The organism is Microbispora sp. NPDC046973, assembly GCF_040644495.1.
Taxonomy (GTDB): domain Bacteria; phylum Actinomycetota; class Actinomycetes; order Streptosporangiales; family Streptosporangiaceae; genus Microbispora.
In genome coordinates this window covers 115,534-140,368 of record NZ_JBEYWQ010000006.1, presented here as the reverse complement: position 1 = coordinate 140,368, position 24,835 = coordinate 115,534, and the positions used below count along the sequence as shown (strand labels likewise).

Annotated in this window: 20 protein-coding genes and 4 tRNA genes; 17 read left to right on the top strand and 7 right to left on the bottom strand. The window is 70.1% G+C overall.

The annotated features are described in order from the left end of the window. Positions 1 to 61: 61 nt before the first annotated feature. From ABZ860_RS14625 to ABZ860_RS14615, 3 genes are read right to left on the bottom strand one after another with little or no spacing between them, the layout of a single operon-like run. Positions 62 to 403 (bottom strand): metallopeptidase family protein, encoded by a 342-nt coding sequence (locus tag ABZ860_RS14625; RefSeq protein WP_142561009.1) that lies wholly within the window; start codon positions 401 to 403, stop codon positions 62 to 64. 12 nt (positions 404 to 415) lie between these two features. Next, positions 416 to 1,246, bottom strand: a complete 831-nt coding sequence (locus tag ABZ860_RS14620; protein ID WP_357219943.1) for an ABC transporter permease — start codon at positions 1,244 to 1,246, stop codon at positions 416 to 418. Further along, complete coding sequence (locus ABZ860_RS14615; RefSeq protein WP_357219941.1) at positions 1,243 to 2,190, bottom strand: ATP-binding cassette domain-containing protein; 948 nt, start codon at positions 2,188 to 2,190, stop codon at positions 1,243 to 1,245. Before ABZ860_RS14615 ends, ABZ860_RS14620 begins: the two co-directional genes overlap by 4 nt. 68 nt (positions 2,191 to 2,258) lie before the next feature. Here ABZ860_RS14615 and ABZ860_RS14610 point away from each other — a divergent pair, with 68 nt between their 5' ends. The 8 genes from ABZ860_RS14610 to ABZ860_RS14575 all read left to right on the top strand — a co-directional run bounded on the left by ABZ860_RS14610 (position 2,259) and on the right by ABZ860_RS14575 (position 9,293). Further along, entirely contained in the window at positions 2,259 to 2,894 is a 636-nt protein-coding gene (locus tag ABZ860_RS14610) for a TetR/AcrR family transcriptional regulator C-terminal domain-containing protein (RefSeq protein WP_357219939.1), read from the top strand. A 117-nt stretch (positions 2,895 to 3,011) separates the two neighbouring features. Continuing rightward, entirely contained in the window at positions 3,012 to 4,583 is a 1,572-nt protein-coding gene (locus tag ABZ860_RS14605; RefSeq protein WP_357219937.1) for a metallophosphoesterase, read from the top strand. Continuing rightward, positions 4,584 to 4,656, top strand: a tRNA-Glu gene (locus ABZ860_RS14600). 110 nt (positions 4,657 to 4,766) lie between these two features. Next, positions 4,767 to 4,841, top strand: a tRNA-Asp gene (locus tag ABZ860_RS14595). A gap of 20 nt (positions 4,842 to 4,861) precedes the next feature. Next, positions 4,862 to 4,938 (top strand) — tRNA-Phe (locus tag ABZ860_RS14590). 507 nt (positions 4,939 to 5,445) lie between these two features. Further along, positions 5,446 to 6,273 (top strand): cyanophycinase, encoded by an 828-nt coding sequence (locus ABZ860_RS14585; protein ID WP_357219935.1) that lies wholly within the window; start codon positions 5,446 to 5,448, stop codon positions 6,271 to 6,273. A gap of 44 nt (positions 6,274 to 6,317) precedes the next feature. Continuing rightward, entirely contained in the window at positions 6,318 to 9,050 is a 2,733-nt protein-coding gene (gene cphA / locus ABZ860_RS14580; RefSeq protein ID WP_357219933.1) for a cyanophycin synthetase, read from the top strand. 169 nt (positions 9,051 to 9,219) lie between these two features. Beyond that, positions 9,220 to 9,293, top strand: a tRNA-Phe gene (locus tag ABZ860_RS14575). A gap of 309 nt (positions 9,294 to 9,602) precedes the next feature. Here ABZ860_RS14575 and ABZ860_RS14570 read toward each other — a convergent pair. Then, positions 9,603 to 10,250, bottom strand: coding sequence for a YdeI/OmpD-associated family protein (locus ABZ860_RS14570; RefSeq protein ID WP_357219931.1), 648 nt, complete (start codon positions 10,248 to 10,250; stop codon positions 9,603 to 9,605). Between the two features lie 557 nt (positions 10,251 to 10,807). Here ABZ860_RS14570 and ABZ860_RS14565 point away from each other — a divergent pair. The 3 genes from ABZ860_RS14565 (at position 10,808) to ABZ860_RS14555 (ending at position 15,083) form a co-directional block, all read left to right on the top strand. Beyond that, the gene (locus ABZ860_RS14565; RefSeq protein ID WP_357219929.1) at positions 10,808 to 11,758 is read left to right on the top strand and encodes a YafY family protein; all 951 of its coding nucleotides are present in this window, start codon (positions 10,808 to 10,810) and stop codon (positions 11,756 to 11,758) included. A gap of 525 nt (positions 11,759 to 12,283) precedes the next feature. Beyond that, entirely contained in the window at positions 12,284 to 14,230 is a 1,947-nt protein-coding gene (locus ABZ860_RS14560) for a hypothetical protein (RefSeq protein WP_357219927.1), read from the top strand. 502 nt (positions 14,231 to 14,732) lie between these two features. Continuing rightward, positions 14,733 to 15,083: a hypothetical protein gene (locus ABZ860_RS14555; protein WP_357219925.1), complete on the top strand. Its 351-nt coding sequence runs from the start codon at positions 14,733 to 14,735 to the stop codon at positions 15,081 to 15,083. Between the two features lie 27 nt (positions 15,084 to 15,110). Here ABZ860_RS14555 and ABZ860_RS14550 read toward each other — a convergent pair whose 3' ends face one another. Then, entirely contained in the window at positions 15,111 to 15,998 is an 888-nt protein-coding gene (locus ABZ860_RS14550; protein ID WP_357219924.1) for an NmrA/HSCARG family protein, read from the bottom strand. Between the two features lie 82 nt (positions 15,999 to 16,080). Here ABZ860_RS14550 and soxR point away from each other — a divergent pair, with 82 nt between their 5' ends. From soxR to ABZ860_RS14535, 3 genes are all read left to right on the top strand, one after another. Next, a complete protein-coding gene (gene soxR, locus ABZ860_RS14545; RefSeq protein ID WP_357219923.1) occupies positions 16,081 to 16,563 on the top strand; it encodes a redox-sensitive transcriptional activator SoxR in 483 nt (160 codons plus the stop codon). 80 nt (positions 16,564 to 16,643) lie between these two features. Next, positions 16,644 to 18,062 carry a hypothetical protein gene (locus ABZ860_RS14540; RefSeq protein WP_357219922.1) on the top strand — a complete coding sequence of 473 codons (1,419 nt, stop codon included), beginning with the start codon at positions 16,644 to 16,646 and terminating at the stop codon, positions 18,060 to 18,062. Between the two features lie 194 nt (positions 18,063 to 18,256). Continuing rightward, positions 18,257 to 19,678 (top strand): MFS transporter, encoded by a 1,422-nt coding sequence (locus ABZ860_RS14535; protein WP_357219921.1) that lies wholly within the window; start codon positions 18,257 to 18,259, stop codon positions 19,676 to 19,678. A 153-nt stretch (positions 19,679 to 19,831) separates the two neighbouring features. Here the strand turns inward: ABZ860_RS14535 and ABZ860_RS14530 are convergent, their stop codons facing one another. Continuing rightward, positions 19,832 to 20,035 carry a cold-shock protein gene (locus ABZ860_RS14530; RefSeq protein WP_357219920.1) on the bottom strand — a complete coding sequence of 68 codons (204 nt, stop codon included), beginning with the start codon at positions 20,033 to 20,035 and terminating at the stop codon, positions 19,832 to 19,834. 407 nt (positions 20,036 to 20,442) lie between these two features. Between ABZ860_RS14530 and ABZ860_RS14525 the strand changes: the two genes are divergently transcribed. The 3 genes from ABZ860_RS14525 to ABZ860_RS14515 all read left to right on the top strand — a co-directional run bounded on the left by ABZ860_RS14525 (position 20,443) and on the right by ABZ860_RS14515 (position 23,200). Continuing rightward, a complete protein-coding gene (locus ABZ860_RS14525) occupies positions 20,443 to 21,267 on the top strand; it encodes a hypothetical protein (protein ID WP_357219918.1) in 825 nt (274 codons plus the stop codon). A 180-nt stretch (positions 21,268 to 21,447) separates the two neighbouring features. Continuing rightward, a complete protein-coding gene (locus ABZ860_RS14520) occupies positions 21,448 to 22,578 on the top strand; it encodes a low temperature requirement protein A (RefSeq protein ID WP_357219916.1) in 1,131 nt (376 codons plus the stop codon). 34 nt (positions 22,579 to 22,612) lie between these two features. Then, positions 22,613 to 23,200 carry an EF-hand domain-containing protein gene (locus tag ABZ860_RS14515; RefSeq protein ID WP_357219914.1) on the top strand — a complete coding sequence of 196 codons (588 nt, stop codon included), beginning with the start codon at positions 22,613 to 22,615 and terminating at the stop codon, positions 23,198 to 23,200. A gap of 187 nt (positions 23,201 to 23,387) precedes the next feature. On the opposite strand, the gene ABZ860_RS14510 is transcribed toward ABZ860_RS14515, so the two are convergent. Then, positions 23,388 to 24,296: an RNA polymerase sigma-70 factor gene (locus tag ABZ860_RS14510; protein WP_357219912.1), complete on the bottom strand. Its 909-nt coding sequence runs from the start codon at positions 24,294 to 24,296 to the stop codon at positions 23,388 to 23,390. Positions 24,297 to 24,835 lie beyond the last annotated feature (539 nt).

The following is a 24,835-nucleotide window of genomic DNA, read 5'->3' as shown; positions in this document are numbered from 1 at the left end:
TTCGCAGGACGCGAACGCCGATCGCCGCCCTGAAGAGGGGAGACTCCCGGAGAAGGGGAAGTCACCAGCCGAGCTCGTGCAGCCGCTCGTCGTCGATGCCGAAGTGATGGGCGATCTCGTGGACGACCGTGACGCGGACCTCCTCGACCACGTCGTCCTCGGTCTCACAGATCTGCAGCGTCGGGTTCCGGTAGATCTCGATGCGGTCCGGGAGGACCCCCGAATACCAGTCGCCCCGCTCGGTCAGCGGGATGCCCGTGTAGAGCCCGAGCAGGCCGGGCTCGGGCGGGTCGTCCACCACCACGACCACGACGTTGTCCATGACCTTGGCCAGATCCGGGGGGATCGTGTCGAGCGCCTCGGCCACGAGCTCCTCGAACCTCTTCAGCGGGACGTCGATCACCGTCTCATCGTGTCATCGCGAGGCGGCCGTGCGATAGCGCCGAACGGCGAGCGGTGCGAACACCGCGATGATCAGCAGCGACCAGCACAGCGACGCGGTCACCGGGTGCCGGAGAGGCCAGGAGGCGGCGGCCGAGCCGGGGTTGCCGAACAGCTCCCGGGCGGCCGAGACGACCGCGCTCATCGGGTTCCAGTCCGCGATCGCCCGCAGCCATCCGGGCAGCCCCTCCAGCGGCACGAACGCGTTGGCCAGGAACGTCATCGGGAACAGCCAGCCGAACGTCGCGGCGTCCGCCTGCGCGCCGTTCTTCACGAACAGCCCGATGTACGTGCCCAACCAGATCATCGCGTACCCGAACAGCGCGAGCAGTGCGAAGCCGGCGAGCGTCTCCAGGGGAGTGCCGCGCGGACGCCATCCCGCGATCAATAGGCCGCAGACGCTCATCGTCGCGAGCGACAGCCAGTCCTTGGACATGTCCGCGAGGCTGTGCCCGGCCAGTACGGCGGCGCGCGCGATGGGCTGGGCGCGGAAGCGGTCGATGATGCCGCGGGCCATGTCCTCGGCGACCGACGTGGCGGCGGCGACCGCGGACAGCGCCATGACCTGCATGAAGATGCCGGGCATCAGGTAGTTCCGGTAGTCGCCCCCGCCGGGCAGGCTGATCGCGCTGCCGAAGACGTACCCGAACAGGATGGTCATGATGACCGGGGCGACCAGCTCGGCGGCGATCTGGCCGGGCTGGGCGCGCAGTTGGGAGTAGCTGCGCCCCGCGATGACGAACGTGTCGCTCAGGGCCCAGCGCAGCCGTTCCGCCCTCGTCGCGGGGGGTTCCACAGTGATCATGCGGCCTCCTTCTCTCCGGCCGGCGCGTCGGTGAGCGCCAGGAACACCTCGTCCAGCGTCGGCCTGCGCAGCCCCAGGTCCTCCACGCCGACCCCGGCGGCGTCGAGGGCCGCGGCGACCCTGACCAGGGAGGCGGCGCCGTCTGGGACGGGCACGACGAGCCGCCGTTCGGCGGCGTCGATCTCGGGGTCGCCGGAAAGCACGCCGCGCACCGCCTCGACGCCGGGAGTCAGGTCCGCGGCCTCGCGGAAGACGACGCTCACCCGGTCGCCGCCCACCTTCGCCTTGAGCGAGGACGGCGACCCGGCCGCGACCACCCGCCCGGCGTCCATGACGGCGATCCGGTCGGCCAGGTGGTCGGCCTCGTCGAGGTACTGCGTGGTGAGCAGCAGGGTCGTCCCCTCGGCGACGAGCCGGCGCAGCACGTCCCACAGCGCGAGGCGGCTGCGAGGGTCGAGGCCGGTGGTCGGCTCGTCCATGAACAGCACCGGCGGGGAGACGATCAGGCTGGCGGCCAGGTCGAGCCTGCGGCGCATGCCGCCCGAATACGTCCGCACCGGACGGTTCGCCGCCTGGGACAGGCCGAACCGCTCCAGCAGCTCCTCGGCCCTGCGGCGGGCCGTACGGCGGGGCAGGTGGTAGAGCCGGCCGAACAGCTCCAGGTTGCGGCGCCCGGTCAGCAGCTCGTCCAGCGCCGCGTGCTGGCCCGCGAGGCCGATGCGGTAGCGGAGCCGTTCGGAGTCCCTGACCACGTCCCAGCCGGCCACCCGGACCGAGCCGCCGTCGGGGCGCAGCAGCGTCGTCAGGACGCGCACCATCGTCGTCTTGCCGGCGCCGTTGGGCCCGAGCAGGCCGCACACCGAGCCGCGTGGCACGTCGAGGTCGACGCCCCGCAGCGCCTCGGTGGTGCCGAACCGCTTGCGCACTCCTTCCGCATGGATCACGGCATCTCCTTAACGCGGTTAAATTTAACGATGTTAAGGATGCATTGAACGCCGTTAAGCTGTCAACCGTGGCACTCGAACGCGACACGATCGTCAGGACCGCCATCCGGCTCCTCGACGAGGTGGGTCTGGAGAAGCTGACCCTGCGCAGGCTCGCGACCGAGCTGGGCGTGCAGGCCCCCGCCCTCTATTGGCACTTCAGGAACAAGCAGGAACTTCTGGACGAAATGGCCGAGGCGATCTCCGTGCAGGAGCCGCTGCGGCCGCTCGCCGAGGGGGAGTCGTGGGAGGAGTGGCTGGCGGAGTGGTGCAGGGGCCAGCGCCGCGCGTTCAAGTCGCACCGCGACACCGCCCGTCTCGCCGCCGGCACCCACCCCGGCACGGCCACGCTGCAGACCGTCGAGACCATCCTGGAATCGCTGCGGCGGGTCGGCTTCTCGCCCACGGACGCCATGTGGGGTCTCGGCACGCTCGCGAGCTTCCTCGGCGGGTTCGTGCTGGAGGAGCAGTCCGACCAGGAGAGGGGAACCAACGACCCGGCTCTGTTCGAGGAGGCGCTGGAGAGCCTCGCGCCGTACCCGAACGTGCGCGCGGTCATGGCCGAGACCGGCGGCCCGCAGACGGACGCGTCCTTCGAGCACGGTATTGCGCTGATTTTGTCAGGAATGAGGGCATGTCTGGAGGCTCAGTCGGACGGCCGGTAACCGGAACACCGTGTTCTGGTAACCAACAAGGTCGCATCTTCGGGTAGTCAGGAAGGGATGGAGAACTCGCGGTTGAGGGCGTTCGCCCGTAGGACGGTCGGCAGTCGGCTCGCCCGTGTGTCCGCCCGTGTGCTCGCGGTCGCGCTGGCGGCCGTGATCGGCGGATGGCTCGGGATGGCGTTCGGCGCCAAGGTGGACACACCGGTTGGGCCCGCCGACATCGGGATGTCCCTGGCCCCGTCCTGGAGGGGGGAGACCGTCATCGACGTACGGCCCCTCGGGACACTCAGCTTCGACAGCCACAACGGCCCGCTGCGGCTCGACCTGACGATCGAGGCGGTCCACCCGGAGGTCGCGGAGGAGATCCTCAAGAATCCCCGGTGGGCCGACCGGCTGCCGACGACCATCGAGTCCGACGTGATCTCCGGGTTGCGGAGCCTCATCGTGCGCGCGGTGCTGTTCGCCGTCGCCGCCGGGTTCCTCACCGGCCTGGTCGCCTTCCGGCGGCTGTCGCGGGCGGCCTGGACCGCGGCCGGCTCGCTGGCGATGGTCGTCGTCCTCGGCGGCGTCTCCGCGCTGACGTTCAACCCCCGCTCGATCGCCGAGCCCCGGTACACCGGGCTGCTCACAGGCGTGCCGTCCCTGGTCGGCAGCGCCCAGTCGATCGTGACCAAGTTCTCCGAATACCGCGGTCAGCTCGCCAAGCTGGTGACCAACGTCTCCCAGCTGTACGAGGCGGGGTCGAACCTGCCGATCTTCGATCCGGATCCGGACACCGTCCGCGTGCTGCACGTCTCCGACCTGCACATCAACCCGCTGGCCTGGAACGTGATCAAGTCGCTCAAGGACCAGTTCAAGGTCGACCTCATCATCGACACCGGCGACATCAGCGACCACGGGACCAAGGCGGAGAACGAGTTCGTCAAGGAGATCGGCTCGCTCGATGTGCCGTACGTCTACGTGCGCGGCAACCACGACTCCATGACGACCCAGCGGGCGGTCGAGAAGCAGAAGAACGCGATCGTGCTGGACGGCACCGCCGCCACGGTCAAGGGGCTGAGCATCTACGGCATCGGCGACCCGAGGTTCACCCCCGACAAGTCCGTGCAGGCGGCGGGCGACGAGAGCAAGAGCCTGCTCGACCTCGGCCGGGCCAACGCGGCCAAGCTGACGCCGCGCGAGCGGCCCAGGTCCGCCTCCACCTCGGCGCCTGACAAGATCACCGCCGACGTCGTGGCCGTCCACGACCCCACCGTGGGCCGGGGCCTGTCCGGGTATGTGCCGCTCGTGCTGAGCGGGCACGTCCACGCGCGGTCCACCGAGCTGCTGCCCTCGGGCACCCGGCTGATGATCCAGGGGTCCACCGGAGGCGCCGGGCTGCGCGGCCTGGAACACGACGAGCCGACCCCGCTGACCGCCTCGGTGCTCTACTTCGGCAAGAGCAGCCACCGCCTGGAGGCCTGGGACGACATCACCGTCGGCGGTCTCGGCGAGCAGTGGATCCAGTGTGAGCGTCATATCGAGCCGGACCCTGGTCGTACAATTTCTCCCGAGTCGCCGCAGGCGCCGTCGCCGACGGCAACCGGCAGCGGCTCGCCGTCGCCGGCCGCTTTGGCATCAGGGGCAAACGTCCCCTATGCTTCAGAGGTCTCCGACGGAAGGCGTCACGGAACAGGGCGGAAGCCTTGAGCCCCCATCGTCTAGCGGCCTAGGACACCGCCCTTTCAAGGCGGCGGCACGGGTTCGAATCCCGTTGGGGGCACGTGGAGCGCGTCGAGCGCACCGGAAGACGGAAGGTCGAAGACCTCCCGGAAGCTGGTAAGCTAGGCGAGCCGAACAACACGGGGAAGCGAAAGCCCACCCGGACATAAAGGTCCTGTAGAGCAGTTTGGAGTGCTCGCCACCCTGTCAAGGTGGAGGTCGCGGGTTCAAGTCCCGTCAGGACCGCGTACGGCGGCAGCCGCCGAGGTCAGGTAGCTCAGTTGGTACGAGCGTCCGCCTGAAAAGCGGAAGGTCGGCAGTTCGACCCTGCCCCTGACCACCACCATTGGACAGCCCAAACGCCCCGAGCGATCACGCTCCGGGGCGTTCTTGTTTGGCTTTGACGACAACGTCTCCTGGCTAGGGCGTGCGGCTCCTACTGGCATCGCTTGGCAGCTTTGCTCTGTATCCGCACCGATCTCATGGCCTCAGCCCGCGCTTGCTGGCGGCACCCAAAGTCAGTTCTTCGGTCGAGTCGCCGATGAGTCCACACAGCCGGGAGCCGTGGTAGACCCGAGGCGGCCATAGTTGCTGACGTAGACAGTCGGGTGGTCCCGCCAGCCCATCACTTCTGCGATCTCAGCTGCTGACCTCTCTTCAGCAGACCTTATGGCGTCTTCAGCTGTGTCCGACGATCTCGCTCCGGGCCTGGGGCACGGCCGGCACGTCCGTGGCGCTCTGCGCTCCGAGTCACGCGAGCACCCGGGCTCCCAAACCGGCCCATACGGGATGAAGTTACTCTCGGATGATATTCGGTGCCTAAGGGTAACAACTGGTCGAGGAGGGGAGCATGGACGCGGACGAGGGGGATAAGCCTGCTGATCCGGGTCGCCTGCTTGTCATCGGGGGCGCCGAGTGCCGCGGTTCCGGCCTGCTCGAGCGGTTTGTGGAGCTGTCCGGCGGCGAGGCGGCTCGGATCGTGCTGGTCACTACGGCCACCGGGGCGCCCGAGGAGGTGCACGCCGACTACGAGCGGGTGTTCCGCAAGCTCGGCGTGGACCACACCAGGGAACTGCGGCTGCGCGGGCGCTCCGTCGCCGACGGCGACAACGCGGCCAAGCTCCTCGACGACGCCACGGGCGTGTTCTTCTCCGGCGGCGACCAGTCGCGGCTGCGCGCCCTGGTCGGCTCACGGGCCAACGAGATCCTGCGCGACCGGCTGCGCACAGGTGGCGTGGTCATCGCCGGGACCAGCGCCGGCGCCACCGCCATGGGCCGCACGATGATCCTCGGCGGCGAGGGCCCCGGCGTGTCCGCCGCCACGGTCCGCACCGGCCCGGGGCTCGGCCTCCTCCCGAAGGCGCTCATCATCGACATGCACTTCAGCGAGCGCGGCCGGCTCCCCCGGCTGCTCAGCGCCATTGCGCTCGACCTGGAGTACCTGGGCGTCGGCATCGGCGAGAACACCGGGATCCTGGTCGAAGGCACCCGCTTCGAGGTGCTCGGCGCCGGCGTGGCCACGGTGGCTGACGGGCGGAACGCCACGGTCATCCACGCCGCCGGGGACGAAGACCCGATCACCCTGTTCGGCGTCCGGCTGCACCTGCTGCCCGCCGGGTGCGTCTTCGACATCGCGACCCGCGAGGCCACCATCGGGCCCGCCCACGACCGGTACTGATCACCGCTAGCCCGCCCATCCGCCCAACCCTTGGGGAGTGTCACGTGCGTCTCGACGACCTGCGTCACCTGAGCGGACCCAACTCATTCAGCACCCGGCCGGTCACCGTCGCGCGGCTCGAGCTCGAGGAACTGACCGGCCGGAGCACCACCGAATACCCGGGCTTCGCCGGGCGGCTGACCGCGGCCCTGCCCGGGCTGGCCGAGCACCACTGCGCGGCCGGGCGGCCGGGCGGGTTCCTGGAGGCGATGGCCCGGGGCACCTACTTCGGCCACGTCACCGAGCACGTGACGCTGGAGCTGTCCAGCCTGGTGGGCCGCGACGTGTACCTGGGCCGGACCATGTGGGCCGGCGCCGACGGCCGCTACGACGTGATGACCGAGTGCCCGCAGGACGAGCCCGCGCAGTCCTCGGTGCCGGCCGAGCTGCTGGAACTGGCCACCACCACGGTCAAGCACATTCTCCTTGAACGCATCCCCGACCTGCCGCGCGAACTGGCCAGGATCGCTCGGATCGTGGAGCGGGAGCGCCTCGGCGTGAGCACGGCCGCGCTCGCGAGCGCGGCCCGCCGCCGGGGGATACCGGTCCGCCGGGTCGGCCGGCTGAGCATGCTGCGGCTCGGCTACGGGCGCTATCGCCGGCTGGTGTGCGCCGCGCTGACCGAGCAGACGTCGGTGATCGGTGTGGACATCGCGGCCGACAAGATGCTGGCCAAGCAGCTGCTGACCGACGCGGGCATCCCGGTGCCCGATGGGGTGGTGGCCTGGAGCGCGGCCGACGCCGCCGGGGCGCTGGGCCGGCTCGGCGGGCCGGTCGTGATCAAACCGCTCCACGGCAACCACGGTGCCAACGTGACCGTCGGCGTGACCACCGCCGCGGCCGCGGCCGCCGCATACGCTCAGGCGGCGGCCGACGGCGAGGGCGCGATCGTGGAGAAGTTCGTGCCCGGCACCGACTACCGGGTGCTGGTGGTCGACGGCCAGGTGGTGGCCGCGGCCGAGCTGCGGCCGGCCTCGGTGACCGGCGATGGTGCCTCCGACATCACCCAACTCGTCGACATGGTGAATGCCGACCCGCGCCGGGGCGAGGGCCACTCCCGAGAGCTGACCAAGATCAAACTGGACGAGTGCGCGCTCGCGCACCTGGAGGCCCAGGGCCTGGGCCCGGCGTCGGTCCCGGCCCGCGGCCAGCTCGTGACCCTGCGCCGGAACGCGAACCTGTCCACCGGCGGAACCAGCCGCGACGTGACCGACCTGGTGCACGAGGACGTGGCCGACATGTGCCGCCGGGTCGCGGCCGTGGTCGGCCTGGACGTCTGCGGCATCGACGTGCGGCTGGCCGACATCGCGGCACCGATGCGGTGCGGCGGGGCCGGTCACGGGGGGGCCGAGCCCGGGGCCGTGATCGAGGTCAACGCGTGCCCGGGGCTGCGGATGCACCTGTCCCCGGCCGAGGGGGCGCCGCGGGACGTGGCCGGCGCGGTGATCGACAGCCTGTACCCGCCCGGCGCCCCATCTCGGGTCCCGGTCGTCGCGGTCACCGGGACCAACGGGAAGACCACGACGGTCCGCATGATCGGCCACATCCTGAGCAAGGCCGGGATGCGGGTGGGGATGTCCACCACGGACGGGGTCTACTCCGGCGGCCGGCTGGTCTACGACGCCGACGCCTCGGGCCCGCGGTCCGCGGACATGGTGCTCGACGACACCAGCATCGAGGCCGCGGTGCTGGAGACGGCGCGCGGCGGGATCATCCGCGGTGGGCTCGGCTACGACCAGGCCGACGTGGCCGTGGTCACCAACATCACCGCCGACCACCTGGGCGCGGACGGAGTGGAGGATCTCGACGAGCTGGTCGAGGTGAAGGCGCTGGTCGCCGAGGAGGTTCGCGAGGGCGGGACCGTGGTGCTGAACGCCGACGACCCATTGGTCGCCGCGCTCGCCGACCGGCCGCGGGTGCGCAGGCACGCGTCCGTGATCAGGTATTTCAGCCTGGTGAACGGCAACCCGGTCATCGAACGGCACCGGCAGGCGGGCGGCCTGGCGTACGAGCTTCGCAACGGCGAGCTGGTCGAGTTCGATGCGGACCGGGACCGGGCGCTGCTCAGCGTGGCCGAGCTGCCCGGCGCGTTCGGCGGGCTCGCCCCGCACGTGATCGCGAACGCGCTGGCCGCGGTGGCGGCCTGCCGCGGGCTCGGGGTCAGCGCCAAGGACATCCGGCGCGCGCTGGGTACGTTCACGCCGGGCGAGTCGAACCCGGGGCGCGGCAACATCTACCTGGCCGGCGGCGGCCCGGTGATATTGGACTACGGCCACAACGCCGCCGCGCTCGACGCGACCGGCCGCATGATCAGCGACGTCTGGGGCGGCGAGCCCGTGGCCGCGATCACGCTGCCCGGCGACCGCCGCGACGATCTGGTGGCCCGCTCGGCCGAGGCCGTCGCCGCGTGGTTCGGCCGGGTCGTCGTCTACGAGGACGCCGACAAGCGCGGCCGCCGCCCCGGTGAGATGACCGGCCTGATCATGGCGGCCATGCGCCGGGCCCGGCCCGGCATCGGCCTCGCCACCGCCGAAGGACCGCAGGCCGCCCTGCGCATCGCGGTCACGATGGCCGCCGGCAACCCGGTCCTGTTCGTCTACGAGAAGCTGGCCATGGCCCGCCAGGCCCTCGATGCCCTGAACGCCCGCCCCTGGCCCGCCGGCGCAGTCCCGCCCGCACCCGCCGACGCCGGTCCCGCCTGCTCCTTCCATCGAGACGCCGCAATCAGGGATGACTGAAAGCCCCCTCCGGGGGATGAAGACGAAGGGGTGAGCTGTCGAGGGTTCTCGGAACGCTTCGAGCCTGTGCCGCCGACTACAGGACAGGGGGCTGACGACAACAGTGACGACAACGTCGGCCACCACGAGCACACCGCGGCAGCCGTCCACAGCCTTCTGGCCTCGTGTCGGCCGAGCGGAGCAGGGCGGTCGGTCTGCGTGAAAAGCGGAAGGTCGGCAGTTCGACCCTGCCCCTGACCACCACCATTGAACAGCCCAAACGCCCCGAGCGATCACGCTCCGGGGCGTTTTTCGTGTTCTTCGACGTCAGCGGCGGCGGACGCTCAGGTCCTCCCGGTCAGGCTCAATGCGTCAGCGCATGCTTGAGGCCGGCTGGATTTCGCGGAACGATCCGAAGGGATCTTGCGGGGCGCCACGGCGACACGACCGGTATCCACGGGGCCACGCTGATCAACTACGCCCAGCAGGGCACCATCACCACGCCGCACCTTGCCAACCGGACCGAACAAGCGTGCTTGGAGGAGCGAGGCGGGGAGAGGAGTGGGCCGGCAATCAACTGCCGAGGGCGCGCTTTTGCGGGTGGATCGTCTCGCCGCGGGCGAGCATGTCAACGAACTGGGTGATACGGCGGGCTCGGGTCTCGGCGCGTTTGGCGTTCGTGATCCGATAGAGAATGGCGTAGCGGTTTTGGGAGGTGAGGATGTCGAACATCGCCTGTGCCTGGGGTTTCGCGGCCAATGCGGCGGCCAGGTCGGCTGGTACCTCGATGCCGGCTTGTCCCGCGTAGGCCGCGTCCCAGCGGCCGTCGGCCTTGGCGCGTTCTACCTCGGCCATTCCGGCCGGGTGCATCCGGCCCTCGCTGATCAGACGGGTGACGATGGAAACGTTCCGCGCTGACCAGGGACTTTGCCTTCCGCGAGGGGTGAAGCGCCGGCAGAAGGTGGTCTCATCCCGCCGTCGTAGCTGACCATCGATCCAGCCGTGGCACAGCGCTTCGTCGAGGGCCTGGTCATAGGTCAGGCTGGTGGGCCGGGTCGTGTTCTGCTTGGCGAGGACCAGCCACACCCCTGCCGAGCTGTCGTGGTGCCTGCTGAGCCACTCCCGCCAGGCTCGGGCATCGGTAACGGTCAGTTCCAGTAGTTCGTCGCTCATCGTCATGTGCCCCTGATGATCATCAAAGGTATGGTTGTCGGCGGTCACCCGAAGTGGGAGCCCAGGACGGGGGCCTGCCGGGAAGTGGCGCTGGATCGGTCAGCGGTGGAGCCGGCCGATCACGTCCTTCGCCACGTCGCCACCGCGGCCCCTGGACGGATGACGCCCGCCGCCTTCACCAGGTCTTGCCGGCCTGCTCCCGGATCGTGTGGTTGATCCGGTTGAAGAAGTTGGTGATGGCGATGTTCAGGATGATCGCAGACATCTGGTTCTCGTCGAAGTGGGTCTGCAGCCGTTGATCTGGCTGGCCCGTAGATGGATCAGCTCGAGCACGAGCGGGTCGACGCCACCGGCGTGAATCGCCTTCTGGAGATGCTGGATCGCTGTGATCACATCGGGATTCGCTACGCTCTTCATGCGTGCTTCCATGGGTCCTGCCCCCTCGTCGGTTGCGTGCGCCCATCCGGGCCCGCCGTCTAACGCACCTCGGCGGAGATCATCGTCGTCGTCATGGACTTTTCGGCCGAGAAGTTCTCGGTCATGCCGGCGACGTTACGGTGTGACCCGGTCAGAAACGGTCCTGGTTATCGAGCAGACTTTTAGCCGTGGTCAACACCTCCGCGCGGCTGCTGCGGCTGCTGTCTCTGCTGTCGACGCGGCAGTCCTGGACGTGCGCTGATCTTTCCGCCCAGCTGGAGATCACGGAACGGACGGTTCGCCGGGACATCGCCCGGCTACGTGAACTCGGCTACGGCATCGAATCGGAGATGGGCCCATGGGGCGGCTACCACCTCGGGCCCGGAACCAGCATCCCGCCACTGATCCTTGACGAGGAGGAGGCCCTCGCGGTCGCTGTCGGGCTGCGCACCGCCGCCTTCAGCGGAGTCTCCGGCAGCGACCAGGCGGCCCTGTCGGCGCTGCTGAAACTACGCCAGGTGCTGCCGGCCAGGATCGCAGGCCGGCTCGGCGAGCTGGACGCCGCCTTCACCCACACCGCACGACCCGACGACAGCCAGATCTCCCCCGCGCTGCTGCTCGACCTGGCCACCGCGTGCCGGCGAGGCGAACGCACGCAGTTGACCTACCGCGACAGGGCCGGAACGACGTCCACCCGACGAGTGGACCCCTACCGGCTCATCTACACAGGCCGCCGCTGGTACCTCCTCGCCTACGACCTGAGGCGGGAGGACTGGCGCACCTTCCGTACCGATCGCATCATCGATGCCACAGCCACCGGGCAGGCCACTGCCCTGCCCAACCCGCCAGATCCGGCACAGATGGTCAGCACGGGCATCGCGCTGAGGCCCCACCCGGTGCGGGTGACCATCCGCCTGGCCGTACCGGCCGATGAGGCCCGCAGGCTGGTGCCACCAACCGTCGGCGTCCATCACCCGGACGGCGATGACGCCACGATCATCGACATCGGCGGGCCGGACGCCGACGGCCTGGCCCGCTACCTGCTCAGCCTCGGCCGACCACTCCGGATACTCCACCCAGAAGAGGTCCGCCAGGCATTCCTCACCCGCACACAACAGCTCCTGAAGGACAACGAGTAACACAAACACCCGCCGATCGCCGACACGGCTACTGGACGAACGCGTGTTGCAGCTCATGGGAGCCGGCAGTAGAACCTCTGAACCTATGAACCAAGCTTTCTGATAGTCGCGCCACTGACGGCGCTTGGTAGACATCGAGCGCTGCGGGTCGAGGTCAGTGACCTCGGTGGCAAGCTGTCGCCGCAATCGCGCAGTCACCGCGGCCCTGTTCACTCAGGGAGCCGATGGCCCCGAGATCCGGCACAGCCGTGTCGATATCGTTCCCGCTCCTGCCCAAGTGCCCTTCGTGCGACATATCGGCGAACGGCTTGTGCGAGTGATCGAGAGGTTCGGCATCGAGGATCCCGCGCAGTGGGTGGAGGCGGAGTTCGCTCTTCGATACGGGAAGCGTGACGGCCTGTAGCTTCGCCGACGAGTGGCGGACGGGAAGTCCGCCGGGGAGATCGCTCTCCCTCCATCTCGGTGTCGGAGGTGGCCGATATATTCGATCTTCTTTTATGGTCTTGATGAACGATCGGAGAGATCGTGTCCTTACGACTAGTCCAGCGATTGCTTGTCACCGCTGCCACCGCTGCCACCGTGGCCGCCGTACTCGTGGCCCAGGCCCCCGCCGCCATGGCGGCCGACTCCTTGATCGACCTCGGTGTCGACTCTCCAATCATGAACGGTCCCGACGTGGTCGCGGGCAACGACAGGGTCTACGCCTCGGCCGAAGATCGGATCGTCGCCGTGGACGCCCGTGGTGTGATCACCGGCACCATCACCGGCCTGGCAGGCGCCAGAGGCCTCGCCGTGACACCCGACGGCACCCGCCTGTACGCGGCGCTGAAAAACTCCAACGAAGTCGCCGAGATCGACACCGGTTCCTTCTCCATCAACCGGCGGTTCGACCTGGCGGCGTACCCGTGCCCGGGGCACCTGTCCTGGTCCGGCGGCCGCCTGTACGTCGGCTACGGATGCGGCTCGCAGGAGGGCGGCGTCCTCAGCGTTGACACGTCGGCGGCACAACCGGAGCCCGCTTTGATAGCGTCGCGGCTTCCCGGGGCTCCCGTGGTCGCCGCCGCGGGGCCGACGTTGGTAGCCAGCACCAACAACGAGATCGACGTCTACGACACGTCCGGCGTCGAGGTCACCCTCCGCGGCAAGATCGGCCAGCCCGCGTACGATCTCAGCAACGCACAGGACCTCACCCTCACGCCGGACGGGTCGACGGCGCTGTCGGCCTTCGGCTTCCCTCACAGGTTCGACGCCTGGGACACGACCAGCTTGGCCCTCGTCCGCAGTTACGGCGCGGAGGAGCAGTTCCCCGGCTATCCGCAAGCAGTGGCGGTCACCCCGGACGGCACGTCGGTCGTGGGCACATGGACATCGGAAAGCAGCGTTGACCTGTTCGACGCCGCGACAGGCGAGAAGACCTTCGCCTACGTGGACTCTGACGTCGAGGTGCTCCCCGGTGCCCTCACCACACTCGGCGGAGATGTCTTCGCAGTAGTGAAGGACCCCTCCGACCGTCTCAACCTATGGCGGGTGCCCGGTGTCGGCCTCTCGGCGTCCACGCTCACGCTGACCGCCCCGTACGCGGTGGATGCCCTCGCACCGCTCACGCTGACGGGCCGCCTCGCCCTGGCCGACGGATCGGCGCCCGGTGAGCAGCGGGTGGTGGTGAGCCGCCGGCTGGAAGAGCTGGAAGGAAATGGGCCCCGCGAGCCTGTCGCCGAGGTGACGACCGCCGCCGACGGCACCTTCACTCTCACCGATGCCCTACCGGCCGCCGGCAGGTTCAGGTACGAGGCGCTCTGGGACGGCACCGCGGAGCACCGGTGGAGCAGGGCCTACACATACGTCACCGCAGCCAAGGTCAAGTCGTCGATCACGCTGGACAGTACGGGCACGGCGACCGCCTTCGAACCGCTGACCCTGACGGGTCGGCTGACCCTGGCGAACGGGGCGGCCCCGGGCGAGCAGCGCCTCACGGTGACCCGCCACGCTCCGAACGGCACCCTGCTGACCCTCTCCGCGGTGACCTCCGCGGACGGCACCTACACTCTCACCGACACGCCGCCGGCCGCCGGAGGGTACACGTACTATGTGGCCTGGTCAGGCAACGCCGCCTACGAACTGTGCTATGCGTCGCGCTATGTGCCGGTGGCCAAGGCCCCGACAGTGCTCACCCTCACCGGTCCCGAAAAGTCGAGGGTCGACCGGCCTCTGGAGTTCAGCGGCACGTTGTCCGGGCCCGGCCTGGATCCGTCGGGCACTGTGATCACGGTAGAGCGCACCGTCTCCAACCGTGACGGCACTGTCACGACCCGGCAGCCGGGCGTACGGCTGACGTCCGACGGGCACTTCACCTTCGCCGACACTCCCCAGGCGGGCGGAGACTACATCTACACCGTCCGCTGGGCGGGAATGACCTCGTACCAGGCCGCCGAGGCCGGCCACACCGTCACGGTGAACGGCGCCATCGACTAGCTCGTGGCGAGAGTGTGCGGGAGACCGCACACTCTCGTCACCGCCGAAAGCATCCGTACGGCTAAGAATGCGTTGAACAGAGCGAACCGGAACTTTCCATCCAGTTGCAGCAGGTATTCGCTGAACCAGCCGTCCCCTGTGGCCGGATCGGTCAGCGCCTGCGGATTCCGATCCAGAGGCGGCGCCAGTGCGGCCGGGCGCGCACCGAAGGTCCGCGGGTCGACCAGCAAGGCTTGCGGTGCAAGGCTCCGGTTGGCAAGGTCAGTGCAGCCGCCGCCCGCTTGACGACGGTCGCATGGTGCGCTGGGCGTTGCAGTCGCTCGGCCTGTTCACCTCGACGCGGACCACGTTGTTGTTGTGCTTCAGCCGACGGAGTGCATGACGAGTCGTAATCGAGACGCTCGGGCAATTCACGGCAAGTGTCGTACAGCAGTGCGGTACAGCAACAGGTGGACTGCACCAATGTCACTAAGCGGCGTGCACCCGCACCCCGTGCGTCTCGATGATGAGGAACCGCGCGATCGCCGGCGGAATGACGGCGAGCGGGTTGCTGACCTGGGAGGGTGGCCCCAGGCTCACCAGCTGGGGCATCGCGTGGCTGGTCAAGACCGAATCGCCAAGGACACGCCGTCTCCCGGCTGGCATCCGCACATCCGTACGTGCCTGGACTGGACCGGACAGCGCCTTCATTTGGCTGGAGCCCCTCGGCACGGCGCTCTACGGCCACATGGTCGCCGCCGGCTGGCCGTCCGCGGCCGGCCCGAGCCGGATCATCACGCTCACTCCGGTCGGCCGCGTCGCACTCCGCGAGCACCTCGGTCTGCCCGATGCGGCCCTCGCCCTCGATGCGTGACGAAAGCAGGCACGGGCCGATCGCGGGTTATCCCGCCATCGTCCGGCTTGGCAGGACGGCGTCCCAGTCGACTGTCCGGGCCCAATCGGCATAGCTGTGCCAGGCCACGTCCGGGTACGCCGCGTGTAGCCCGTCGACGTCGAGGAAGTCGGTGTTCTCCTCGAACCGCTGGAACATGTCGGCGATCTCGTCGCCGGCCCACTGGCGGACCTGGTCCAACGGCAGTCGGTAGTAGGAGATCTCGCGGCCGAGGACGTCGCTGAGGATCCGGGCCGCCTCCTCGCCGGTCACCCGGTCGGAAACGACGTCGATCCGCTCGCCGGCGAACCGGTCCGGGTGCTCGATGGCGTGTACGGCGAGGCCGGCGATGTCTCGGACGGTCACTTGGTCCAGCGGCTTGGCGGCGGACAGCGGGTTGGCCAGGACGCCGTCGCCAAGGCGGCTGAAGCCGACGTTGAGGACGTTCTCCATGAAGTACACGGGCCCCAGGACGGTCGCCCGGATCTCCTGCTCTCGCAGATACGCCTCGACAAGCTGCTTGCTGTCGGCATGGTCGATGTCGGTCGCCGCGAGCCGGTCGGCGCCCCGGACCGAGGAGTAGACCAGGTGCGCGCCGGCGCGCATCGCGACGTCGACAAGCAAGCGGCCCTGGGCCACCTCCTCGTCCTTCCCGCCGGATCCGAAGGGCACCGAGAGGCCGAAAATCGCATCGACGCCCCGGGCGGCGCGGGCGAGGGCCTCCGGGTCGGCCAGGTCGCCGGGGATGAGCCGGGCTCCGGCGGCGGACAAGGCCCGCGCGGACGGCGCCTCGGGCGACCGGACGTAGGCGGTGACGTCGTGGCCGTGGTCGAGCAGCAGTTCGGCGACGGCACCGCCCTGCTTCCCGGTGGCGCCGATGACGAGAACAGTGGCCATGAAAGGCTCCTTCATCGCGATTCGCGGACGCGCCCATCCTTTGACCTCAACCTTTGTTGAGGTCAAGTGCTAGGGTCGGCCCATGCCCCGGGCCCGCACCACGTTCCATGAACTCACCGTCGGACAGGTCGCCCATCGCAGCGGCGTCGCGATCTCCGCGCTGCACTTCTACGAACGCCAGGGCCTCATCCGCAGCACCCGGACATCGAGCAACCAGCGGCGATACAGCCGCGACACGCTGCGCCGGGTCGCCTTCATCCGGGCATCCCAACACGTCGGCATCTCGCTCGCGGCGATCCGGGAGGCCCTGGATCAACTGCCGAGTGAGCGCACCCCGACCCCGGACGACTGGGCTCGCCTGTCCGCGAGCTGGCGAACCGAGCTCGACGCACGCATCGCGCACCTGCAGGCACTGCGCGACGACCTCACCGAGTGCATCGGATGCGGCTGCCTGTCGCTGCGGTCCTGCCATCTGACCAATCCGCGCGACGTGCTGGGCCGCGAGGGTCCGGGCGCACGCCGCCTGCCACAGAGAGAGGCCGACAGACATTCGGCACGGTCTTGACGATGGTCAAAATTTTGCCATAGCTTCGGGGTGATCCGCGTTCACAGGTCACCCTCCTCTCCCGGGAACGGAGCGCTTTCGTGCCTCGACGCCTGCTTCGCATTCCCGCCGCCGTCGCCGGCTCTCTCGCCCTCGTCACGGCCACCCTGACCGGAACCGCCGGGGCCGCGACGGACACTCGGACCGGCACCGCCGCTGCGGCCACCATCCCCTCACATCTGTCCGGCACCCTCGCCGACGGCGCCACCTGGATCGCCGACGTGCCCGCCGACTGGAACGGCACGCTCCTGCTGTTCAGCCACGGCTATGGTCCGACCGTCGCGCAGAATGCCCCCTCCGACGAGGCCCGTACGGCCCTTCTCTCGGAGGGGTACGCGCTCGCCGGCTCCTCGTTCGACCCGCAGGGCTCGTGGTGGGCGCTGAACAGCGCCGAACGCGACCAGTTCGCCACCCTCGACGCCTTCAGCCGTACGGTCGGACGGCCGTCCCGCACCCTGTCGGTCGGGCTGTCCATGGGCGGCCTGGTCAACGCCCAGATCGCCCGCGACGGAGCCGGCCGCGTCGACGGGGCCCTCGGGCTGTGCGGCCTCGTCGCGGGGGGCGTCGACCTGGACGACTACCAGTACGACGCCGAGTACACGATCGCCTCGCTGCTGATGCCCGGCCAGGACGTGCGGCTCACCGGGTTCGCCGACGCCGCGGACGCCGCCGCGACGGCGCAGCGGCTGACCGACGCCGTGATCGCCGCGCAGGCCACCCCGCAAGGACGGGCCAGGATCGCGCTCGCCGCCGCCTACCTCAACCAGAGCGACTGGGCGCCCGGTCAGAACCCCCCGGCGGCCGGCGATCCCGAGGGGCAGGAGGCCCAGCAGTTCGCCTGGCTCTCCCAAGGGGTGCTCGGGTTCATCGAGAACGGCCGCTGGTCCATCGAGCAGTCCGCCGGGGGCAACACGTCCTGGAACGCCGGGCTCGACTACGCGGCGCTGCTGCGCGACTCCGAGCACGCCGGCCAGGTGCGGGCGCTGTATCGCAAGGCCGGCCTCGACCTGCGCGCCGACCTGGCCACCCTGACCCGCGGCGCCCGTCTGCACGCCGACCCGGGGGCGCGGCGCAGGCTGGAGGCGTCCTCCACCGCCGGTCAGAGCCTCGCGGTGCCGCTGCTCAACCTGCACACCATCGCCGATCAGCTCGTCCCGGTGCAGCAGGAGGCGGCGTTCGCCGAACGGGTGCGGGCGGCCGGCGACGACCGGCTGCTCCGGCAGGCGTACGTCGCGCGCCAGGGCCACTGCGCCTTCACCACCGCGGAGATCGTCGCGGGCGTGCGGGCGATCGACAGGCGGGTGACGACCGGCCGCTGGGGCGACGTCGCCGAACCTGACGCCCTGCAGCGCTCCGCCCTGTCGCTGAACCTCGGCGGGGCCGCCTTCGTCCGCTACCGGCCCGGCCGCCTCGTCGTCGGCCGGCACTCCTCCCCGATCGGCTCGCACCTGCTCGACTGAGCCGCGCCTCAGCCCGGCCGCGGCGCGCGCCATCCACGGGCCGCGCTGCCGGCCGGCCGCCGCCTGTCGGCTGCCGCATGCCTCGGCGGCCCCGCTCGCGCATCCGCACAGGCTTCATGACCTCCCGCGTAATCGCCGTGATGCCGCACCCGCCGCGAAGCTGAGCGTGGAACGGCGCGAGCAGGAGGAGAACATTGACGACCATAACGTCACCGCGGTCGACACCGGTTGCGGCGACCGGCAGCAGCGCCGGCTGGGGAAGCCTGCTGGTGCTCCTCACCGGTGTCTTCATCACCACCCTCGACTTCTTCATCGTCAACGTCGCGATCCCCGCGACACAGCGCGAGCTGAACGCGAGCCCGTCGGCGATCCAGTTCATCGTCGCCGGATTCGGCATCGCCCTGGCCTCCGGGCTCGTCCTCGGCGGACGGCTGGGTGACCTGTACGGGCGCCGGCGGCTCTTCTCGATCGGCCTGGCCGTCTTCACCCTGGCCTCGGCCGCCTGCGGCGAGGCCTCGACCGCCGAGGTCCTCATCGGCGCCCGGGTCGCCCAGGGCGCCGGGGCGGCTCTGCTGATGCCGCAGGTCCTCGCCCTCATCAACACCCTCTACACCGGCGAGCACCGCACCAAGGCATTCAACGCCTACGGCATGGCCCTCGGCTTCGGCGGCGTGTTCGGGCAGCTCATCGGTGGCGCGCTCATCAGGGCCGACATCGCCGGCCTCGGCTGGCGCAGCATCTTCCTGATCAATGTCCCGGTGGGCGCGGTCACTCTGCTGCTGACCCGGCGGCTGATCCCCGAATCACGGGCCACTGCGGCCCGTTTGGATTTCACCGGCGCCGCGCTGGCCTGCCTGGGCCTGGTGGCCATCGTGTACCCGCTCGTACAGGGTCAGCAGCAGGGCTGGCCGGCATGGACGTGGCTCTGCCTGGCCGCGGCCGTCGCCCTGCTGGCCGCCTTCGCCCTGCACCAGCGCCGGACGGCGGCGCCCCTGATCGACCCGGCGCTGTTGCGGCCCCGCTCGTTCTCCGCCGGTGTGGTCGTCAGCCTGATCTATTCGATGACAACGGGCTCGTTCTTCCTGGTCCTGGCGCTCTACCTCCAGGAGGGCCGCGGCCTGGACGCTCTCGGCTCCGGCCTGATCTTCCTTCCCCTGGGCCTCGGCTACTTCGTCTCCTCGATCCTGTCCGGACGGGTCGCGGCCCGGCTCGGCCGCCAGGTCGTCACCCTGGGAGCCCTGGTCGTCGCACTGGGGTATGCGGCTCTGGCGGAGACGGCCTCGGCCCTGGGCACCGGGCGTCCCGTCGCGTGGATCATCCCGGGACTGCTCGTCGCCGGCGCGGGAATGGGTTTGATCATGGCCCCGCTGCCCGCGATCGTCCTGGCGGGGACCGATCCCCGGCACGCCGCCGCGGCCTCGGGCGTCCTGAGCACGGCCCAGCAGGCGGGCGGCGCGATCGGTGTGGCCCTGGTCGGGGTGGTCTTCTACGGCGCCCTGGGCGCTCCGGCTCCGGCTCACTACCCGCACGCCTTCGCTCTCGGCCTGGCTCTCCTGGTCGCTCTGGCCGCCGCCGTCGTCGCGCTCGTCCAGGCGCTGCCCCGCACCGCCCGCTGACCCGGGGCCGAGTGCGCGAAGTCCGCCCTGCACCCACCCGGTAGGTGCGTCCGCATGACGAGGCCCCGGACTCCGTGAGGAGCCCGGGGCCGGATGCCGTCGGATGACGGGCCACGTCTCCGTGTGCCCGGCAGCGGCGGTGCGAAGCGTTGCTTACAGCGGCCGGACCTGCTCGGCCTGCGGGCCCTTGGCGCCCTGGGTCGCGGTGAACTCGACCCGCTGGTTCTCGTCCAGCGAACGGTAGCCGCCGGCGTCGATGGCCGAGTAGTGGACGAAGACGTCCGGAGTGCCGTCGTCGGGGGCGATGAAGCCGAAGCCCTTTTCGGCGTTGAACCACTTGACGGTTCCCTGAGCCATGATGCTTTCTCCTTGATGAGACGATCTCGAGAGCCACGGATGTGATCCTCGGGCTGCTGCGACCGACCGCCTTGGGAAAGCCTCGGCTCCGCACGGTGACGCCCGCTGTCATAACTCCGCAGGCGCTTAACGCATACTGGGACTTCGACACAACCTCTCTTCCGACACTACACGCCGCACGCCGTCCCCGCGCCACTGTCTGGTGAAACCCCGCACGCGCCTTGTGAAGACCCATGCCTGCCGACCGGCCGGGAGCCCGCTTCCTCATGGGAGGGTTGGGGCTTGCCGAGGGCCCGTGAGCGTCCCGTCAGGGAAGCGCCGGCAACGCCGGGTCGTCGGAATCGTCCGCTGTCGTCGGGCGGGAACGCGCGGATCCGGGCCGGCGGGGGGTTCCAGGTGATGGTCGGATGAACCAGGGCGAGGGCGCCTACGTGGTCTGGGGCATGAGACTGCGAATGATCCTGCTGATGGCGGTGACGGCGCTGACCGCGGCGTGTGGAGGAGTGGAACCGGACACGTCGGCGGCCGCGGCCGCCGACGGGCCCGCCCAGCCGGTCGCGTTGTGGGGCGCGGAAGGCGGGTTCGTGACCGCGACCATGAACGTGCTGCGTCCGCCGAGGGTGGTGCTGTACGACGACGGCCTGGTGATCGTCGACGCGAGCACGCAGATGACGCTCAGCGATGCCGAGGCGGGCGAGGTGGTCGCGCGGATGGAGAAGTACCTGGGCGGGCAGCCGCCGACCGCGGAGCCGAAACCGGGTGCACCGTCGGTGACGGATGTGCCCGACACCGTCCTCGGCGTACGGGGGAAGGACGGAAAGATGCTGGAGGTCCGGGTCCCGGCCCTGGAACAGCTCGCGGACTTCTACCCGAGGCGACTGGTGGACGCGAAGAAGCTGATGGAGGGCCTGGCGACCCGGGCCGCCGCGGAGGGCACCGACTATGTCGCCGGCCGCGTCCGGGTGATCGCAGAAGGGGCCGAGTCGGCGGAGGGCAAGCCGTCGCCCTGGCCCGAGGGCCTTCCGGAGCCTTCCGGCGTGGTGGACCCGGTGTGGCAGAAGGACGTCGAGGGGGCGGCGGTGAGTGCGATCACCAAGGCCGTTCCCGCCGAGCAGAAGTACGGCCGGTCGCTCTTCAGGACCGGCTCGGGGACGACCTACGTGCTCTCCTGGCGATATCTGCTGCCCCACGAACAGTCGCCGGCCTCCCCGGCGCCGGATCGGAAGGGCTAGACGGCCTTCCGCGCTTGCGGCGCCTGCCGTACGGGGAGCGTGTGCCGGTGGGCCGGAGCCGCGACGACGAGGCCGCGAAGGCCGACGAGAGGGGCGGCGGAGACCGCGAACGGCGGGCCGAAGGCGGCTATATTTGCCGATCATGAGATATGTCCGCTTGCCTCGGCCGGACTCCGGCTCGTGACCGCGGACGTCCCGGCGGCCGATCAGGCGGCGCGCACCCCGGCGGGCAAGCGGGTCACCTGGGCGGAGCTGTTCTTCGACCTCGTCTTCGTCTTCGCCGTCACGCAGTTGTCCGCCTCGCTGCACGCGGACCACTCCCTGGCCGGTCTGGGCCGGGCGCTGGTGGTCTTCGTCCCGGTCTACTGGGTGTGGGTGAGCACGTCGGTCCACACGAACACCCGCGACGTCGACAACGCGGTCGACCGGCTCGGGATCCTGGCGGCCGGGCTCGGCAGCCTGCTCATGACGCTGGCCATCCCCGGCGCGTACGGCGAGCGGGCGATGCTGTTCGCCGTCTCCTATCTCGCGGTCCGGACGCTGTTGCTGGTCCTGGTGGCCCGCACCCGCGGGTGGTTCGCCAACCCGTTCAGCGTCGCCGTGTTCGTGGCCGCGCCGCTGCGGCTGGCCGGCGCGGCGCTGGGCGGCGGCTGGCAGGTCGCGCTGTGGACGGCGGCGGCCGTGGTCGACGTCGCCGCGCCGGCGCTGACCCGCAGGTGGGTGGGCCGGGTCGTCCGGTTCCACCCGGCGCACCTGTCCGAACGTTTCGGCCTGTTCCTGATCATCGCGCTCGGCGAGTCGGTCGTCGCGCTCGGCGCGCCCGCCGTGGCCCACGGCGAGCTGGACACCGGTGTGGGCGTGGCCGTGGCCGTCGCGTTCGTGCTGGTCAGCGGATTGTGGTGGATGTACTTCGAGTTCGCCGCCGACGCCGTGCACCACGCGGTCGAGGTCTCGCGGGTGCCCGCGGACACCGTGCGGCAGGTCCTCACGTACGCGCACTTCGGTCTCATCGCCGGCATCGTCTGCGTGGCGTACGGCGTGGGGGAGACCGTGCACTGGCCGGGCCGCCATCTGGGCGGCACCCCGGGCGTCCTGCTGTTCGGGGGCTGCGCGCTCTTCGTCGCCACCCTCGCCTACACGGGATGGCGCATCTCGCGTTCCCTGCCCCGGATCCGGCTGGCCGGGGCCGCGCTCATGCCGGCGCTGCTGCCCGTCGCCCGTCTCGTTCCCGCCCTGGGCGCGCTCTGCCTGCTGGTCGTGGTGGTCGTCGCCGTGGATGCGTCGGAGTACGTCGCAGCCCGGCGCGGATGACCCATATCTGTAACGGATTAGTCACCTACTGTATATGGTCACCAATGGTGACCGCTCGGCACCATGGAGTCTCCTGCGGAGAACGGAGGCGGATGTGGCCAGTGAGTTCCAGCGGAGAAAGGTCGGCGGAGTTTTCCGTGCGATGGATGTGGACGGAGACGGCCGGCTGACCGAGGCCGATTTCCAGGCGCTCGCCCGCCGCTGGACGGCCGTCGCGGGATCCGCCGATCCGGAGCGGCTCGCCTCCGTCATGACCGGCTGGTGGCCGGTGCTCCGGGCGGCCTCCGGCCGTGACGGCGGCGACACCGTCACTCTCGACGAGGTGCTCCTCGTCGTGGACGGCCTCGGCGGCCGGGCGGACGCGGTCTCCGCCACCGCCGACGCGATGTTCGAGGCCGTCGACCTCGACGGGGACGGCCTGATCTCCCGCTCGGAGTACGGCGCGCTCATCGCGACGTGGAACGGGACGCCCACGGCGACCGACGAGATCTTCCCTCGCCTGGACCTGGACGGCGACGGCCACCTCACCCGCGACGAGTTCCGCACCCACTGGACGGAGTTCTGGGCGGGCGACGACCCGAACGCTCCCGGGACCTACGTCTTCGGCGCAGTGATGGAGTAGCCAGGGTCAGCCCGACGCCTTGGGCGCTCTGCCACCGGTTCACCGGTGGGCCCACGGAGTCGCCCCTCTGCAGATCGGTCCGGGTCGAGCGCGACGCGGCCCGGCTGTGGGCCGTCTCCGAGCGGCCGGCCGGGGTCGAGTTCCCCCGCCTGAGGGACGGTCGCCACCCGGCGCGTGAGGCGACGGGTCAGCGCGCGGCGGACAGTCCGGCGATCTTGGCGGGGTTCATCAGCCACAGCACCTGGTCGATGCCCTCGTCGGAGGCGTTGACGGTGAGGACCGTGAACAGCTCGCCGTCGTGGCGCAGCAGAGCGGCCGCCTGCCCGTTCACGTCGGCCCATTCCACCTCGACCCCGGCCCAGAACCGGTCCGCGAACGCTCTGATGTACTTCGCGACCCGGAACGCGCCGACCACGGGGATGCGCGAGGCCCGGACGGCGCCGCCGCCGTCGGAGTAACTGGTCACGTCCGCGGCGAGGAGCTCTTCCAGCGTGGCGAGGTCGCCGGAGCGGGCGGCGGCGACGAAGGCGGTGAGCAGCCTGCGCTGTTCTGCCCGGGTCACCGGTGCCCGGCGCTCGGAGACGATGCGCTTGCGTGCCCTGCTGACGAGTTGACGCACCGCGACCTCACTCGTCTCGATGATCTCGGCGATCTGCCGATAGGGATAGTCGAACGCCTCTCTCAGCACGTAGGCCGCGCGTTCGGTGGGCGAGAGCTTCTCCAGCAGGAGCAGGACCGCGAAGCCGAGGGCTTCGCCCCGTTCGGCGCCGAGGTGCGGGTCGTTACCGGTGTCGACGGGTTCGGGCAGCCACGGGCCGACGTACGTCTCGCGGCGGACCCGGGCGGACTGCAGGGCGTTGATGGCGAGGCGCGTGGTCACCGTCGCCAGGAACGCCCCCGGATCGGCCACGGTGTCGCGGTCGTAGGCCTGCCAGCGCAGCCAGACGTCCTGCAACAGGTCTTCCGCTTCGGTGGAACTGCCGAGGATCCGGTACGCGATTCCGAACAGGCGTGGCCGCACGCTCTGGAAGGTGGCCGCCGCCTGGTCGAGATCTTCCGTCCCGCTGGGACGGCTCCCCGAACCGGTATCCCCCATGGTGATGGCCCCGTTCCGCCGACGGATGGACCTGTACAGCTTTTCACCTGCCCGTTCGGGGGCGTCGGCGGGGGATCGCGGTTCGCGGCGCCGGTGGCGTCGATCCGGTCGCATCCATGTGCCGCCGGCCCCGGGATCTACTCGGAAAGGCTCCGAATTTCCGTCGTATGAGATCGATCTCCACGGGCGTTTCCGTACGCCGTCGTTTCTTTCGGGGAATTTAACGGGAAAGTGATTGACGGCGCTGTGCCACACGGCAGTCGAGGGCTCGAGGTGGAGGCCGGTGTTTATCGATCCCGGGCGCGGGGACGGTTGCCGTCGTAATTGCCCATACCGGGCGAGTCGAACGGATCCAGGAGGCTGACATGACTGGATACCTGCCGTATCGCGATTCCACTCCCGCTGCCCGCATCGGCGGCGTACGCGGCTGGCAGGCGGACATTCTCCGCGGCGAGTCGTAGCCGAGTGAATCGAGGTACTGCGGCGCTGCAGGCCGCAGTGCCTCGACCCGTTCGGGGGCCTATTGGAGGCGGGGAATT

Coding starts and splice junctions, on each gene's coding strand:
- ABZ860_RS14620 (WP_357219943.1), bottom strand. CDS start 1,246: ATGATCACTGTGGAACCCCCCGCGACGAGGGCGGAACGGCTGCGCTGG.
- ABZ860_RS14585 (WP_357219935.1), top strand. CDS start 5,446: ATGGACGCGGACGAGGGGGATAAGCCTGCTGATCCGGGTCGCCTGCTT.
- ABZ860_RS14555 (WP_357219925.1), top strand. CDS start 14,733: ATGATGAGGAACCGCGCGATCGCCGGCGGAATGACGGCGAGCGGGTTG.
- ABZ860_RS14550 (WP_357219924.1), bottom strand. CDS start 15,998: ATGGCCACTGTTCTCGTCATCGGCGCCACCGGGAAGCAGGGCGGTGCC.
- soxR (WP_357219923.1), top strand. CDS start 16,081: ATGCCCCGGGCCCGCACCACGTTCCATGAACTCACCGTCGGACAGGTC.
- ABZ860_RS14530 (WP_357219920.1), bottom strand. CDS start 20,035: ATGGCTCAGGGAACCGTCAAGTGGTTCAACGCCGAAAAGGGCTTCGGC.
- ABZ860_RS14525 (WP_357219918.1), top strand. CDS start 20,443: ATGAACCAGGGCGAGGGCGCCTACGTGGTCTGGGGCATGAGACTGCGA.
- ABZ860_RS14515 (WP_357219914.1), top strand. CDS start 22,613: ATGGTCACCAATGGTGACCGCTCGGCACCATGGAGTCTCCTGCGGAGA.
- ABZ860_RS14510 (WP_357219912.1), bottom strand. CDS start 24,296: ATGGGGGATACCGGTTCGGGGAGCCGTCCCAGCGGGACGGAAGATCTC.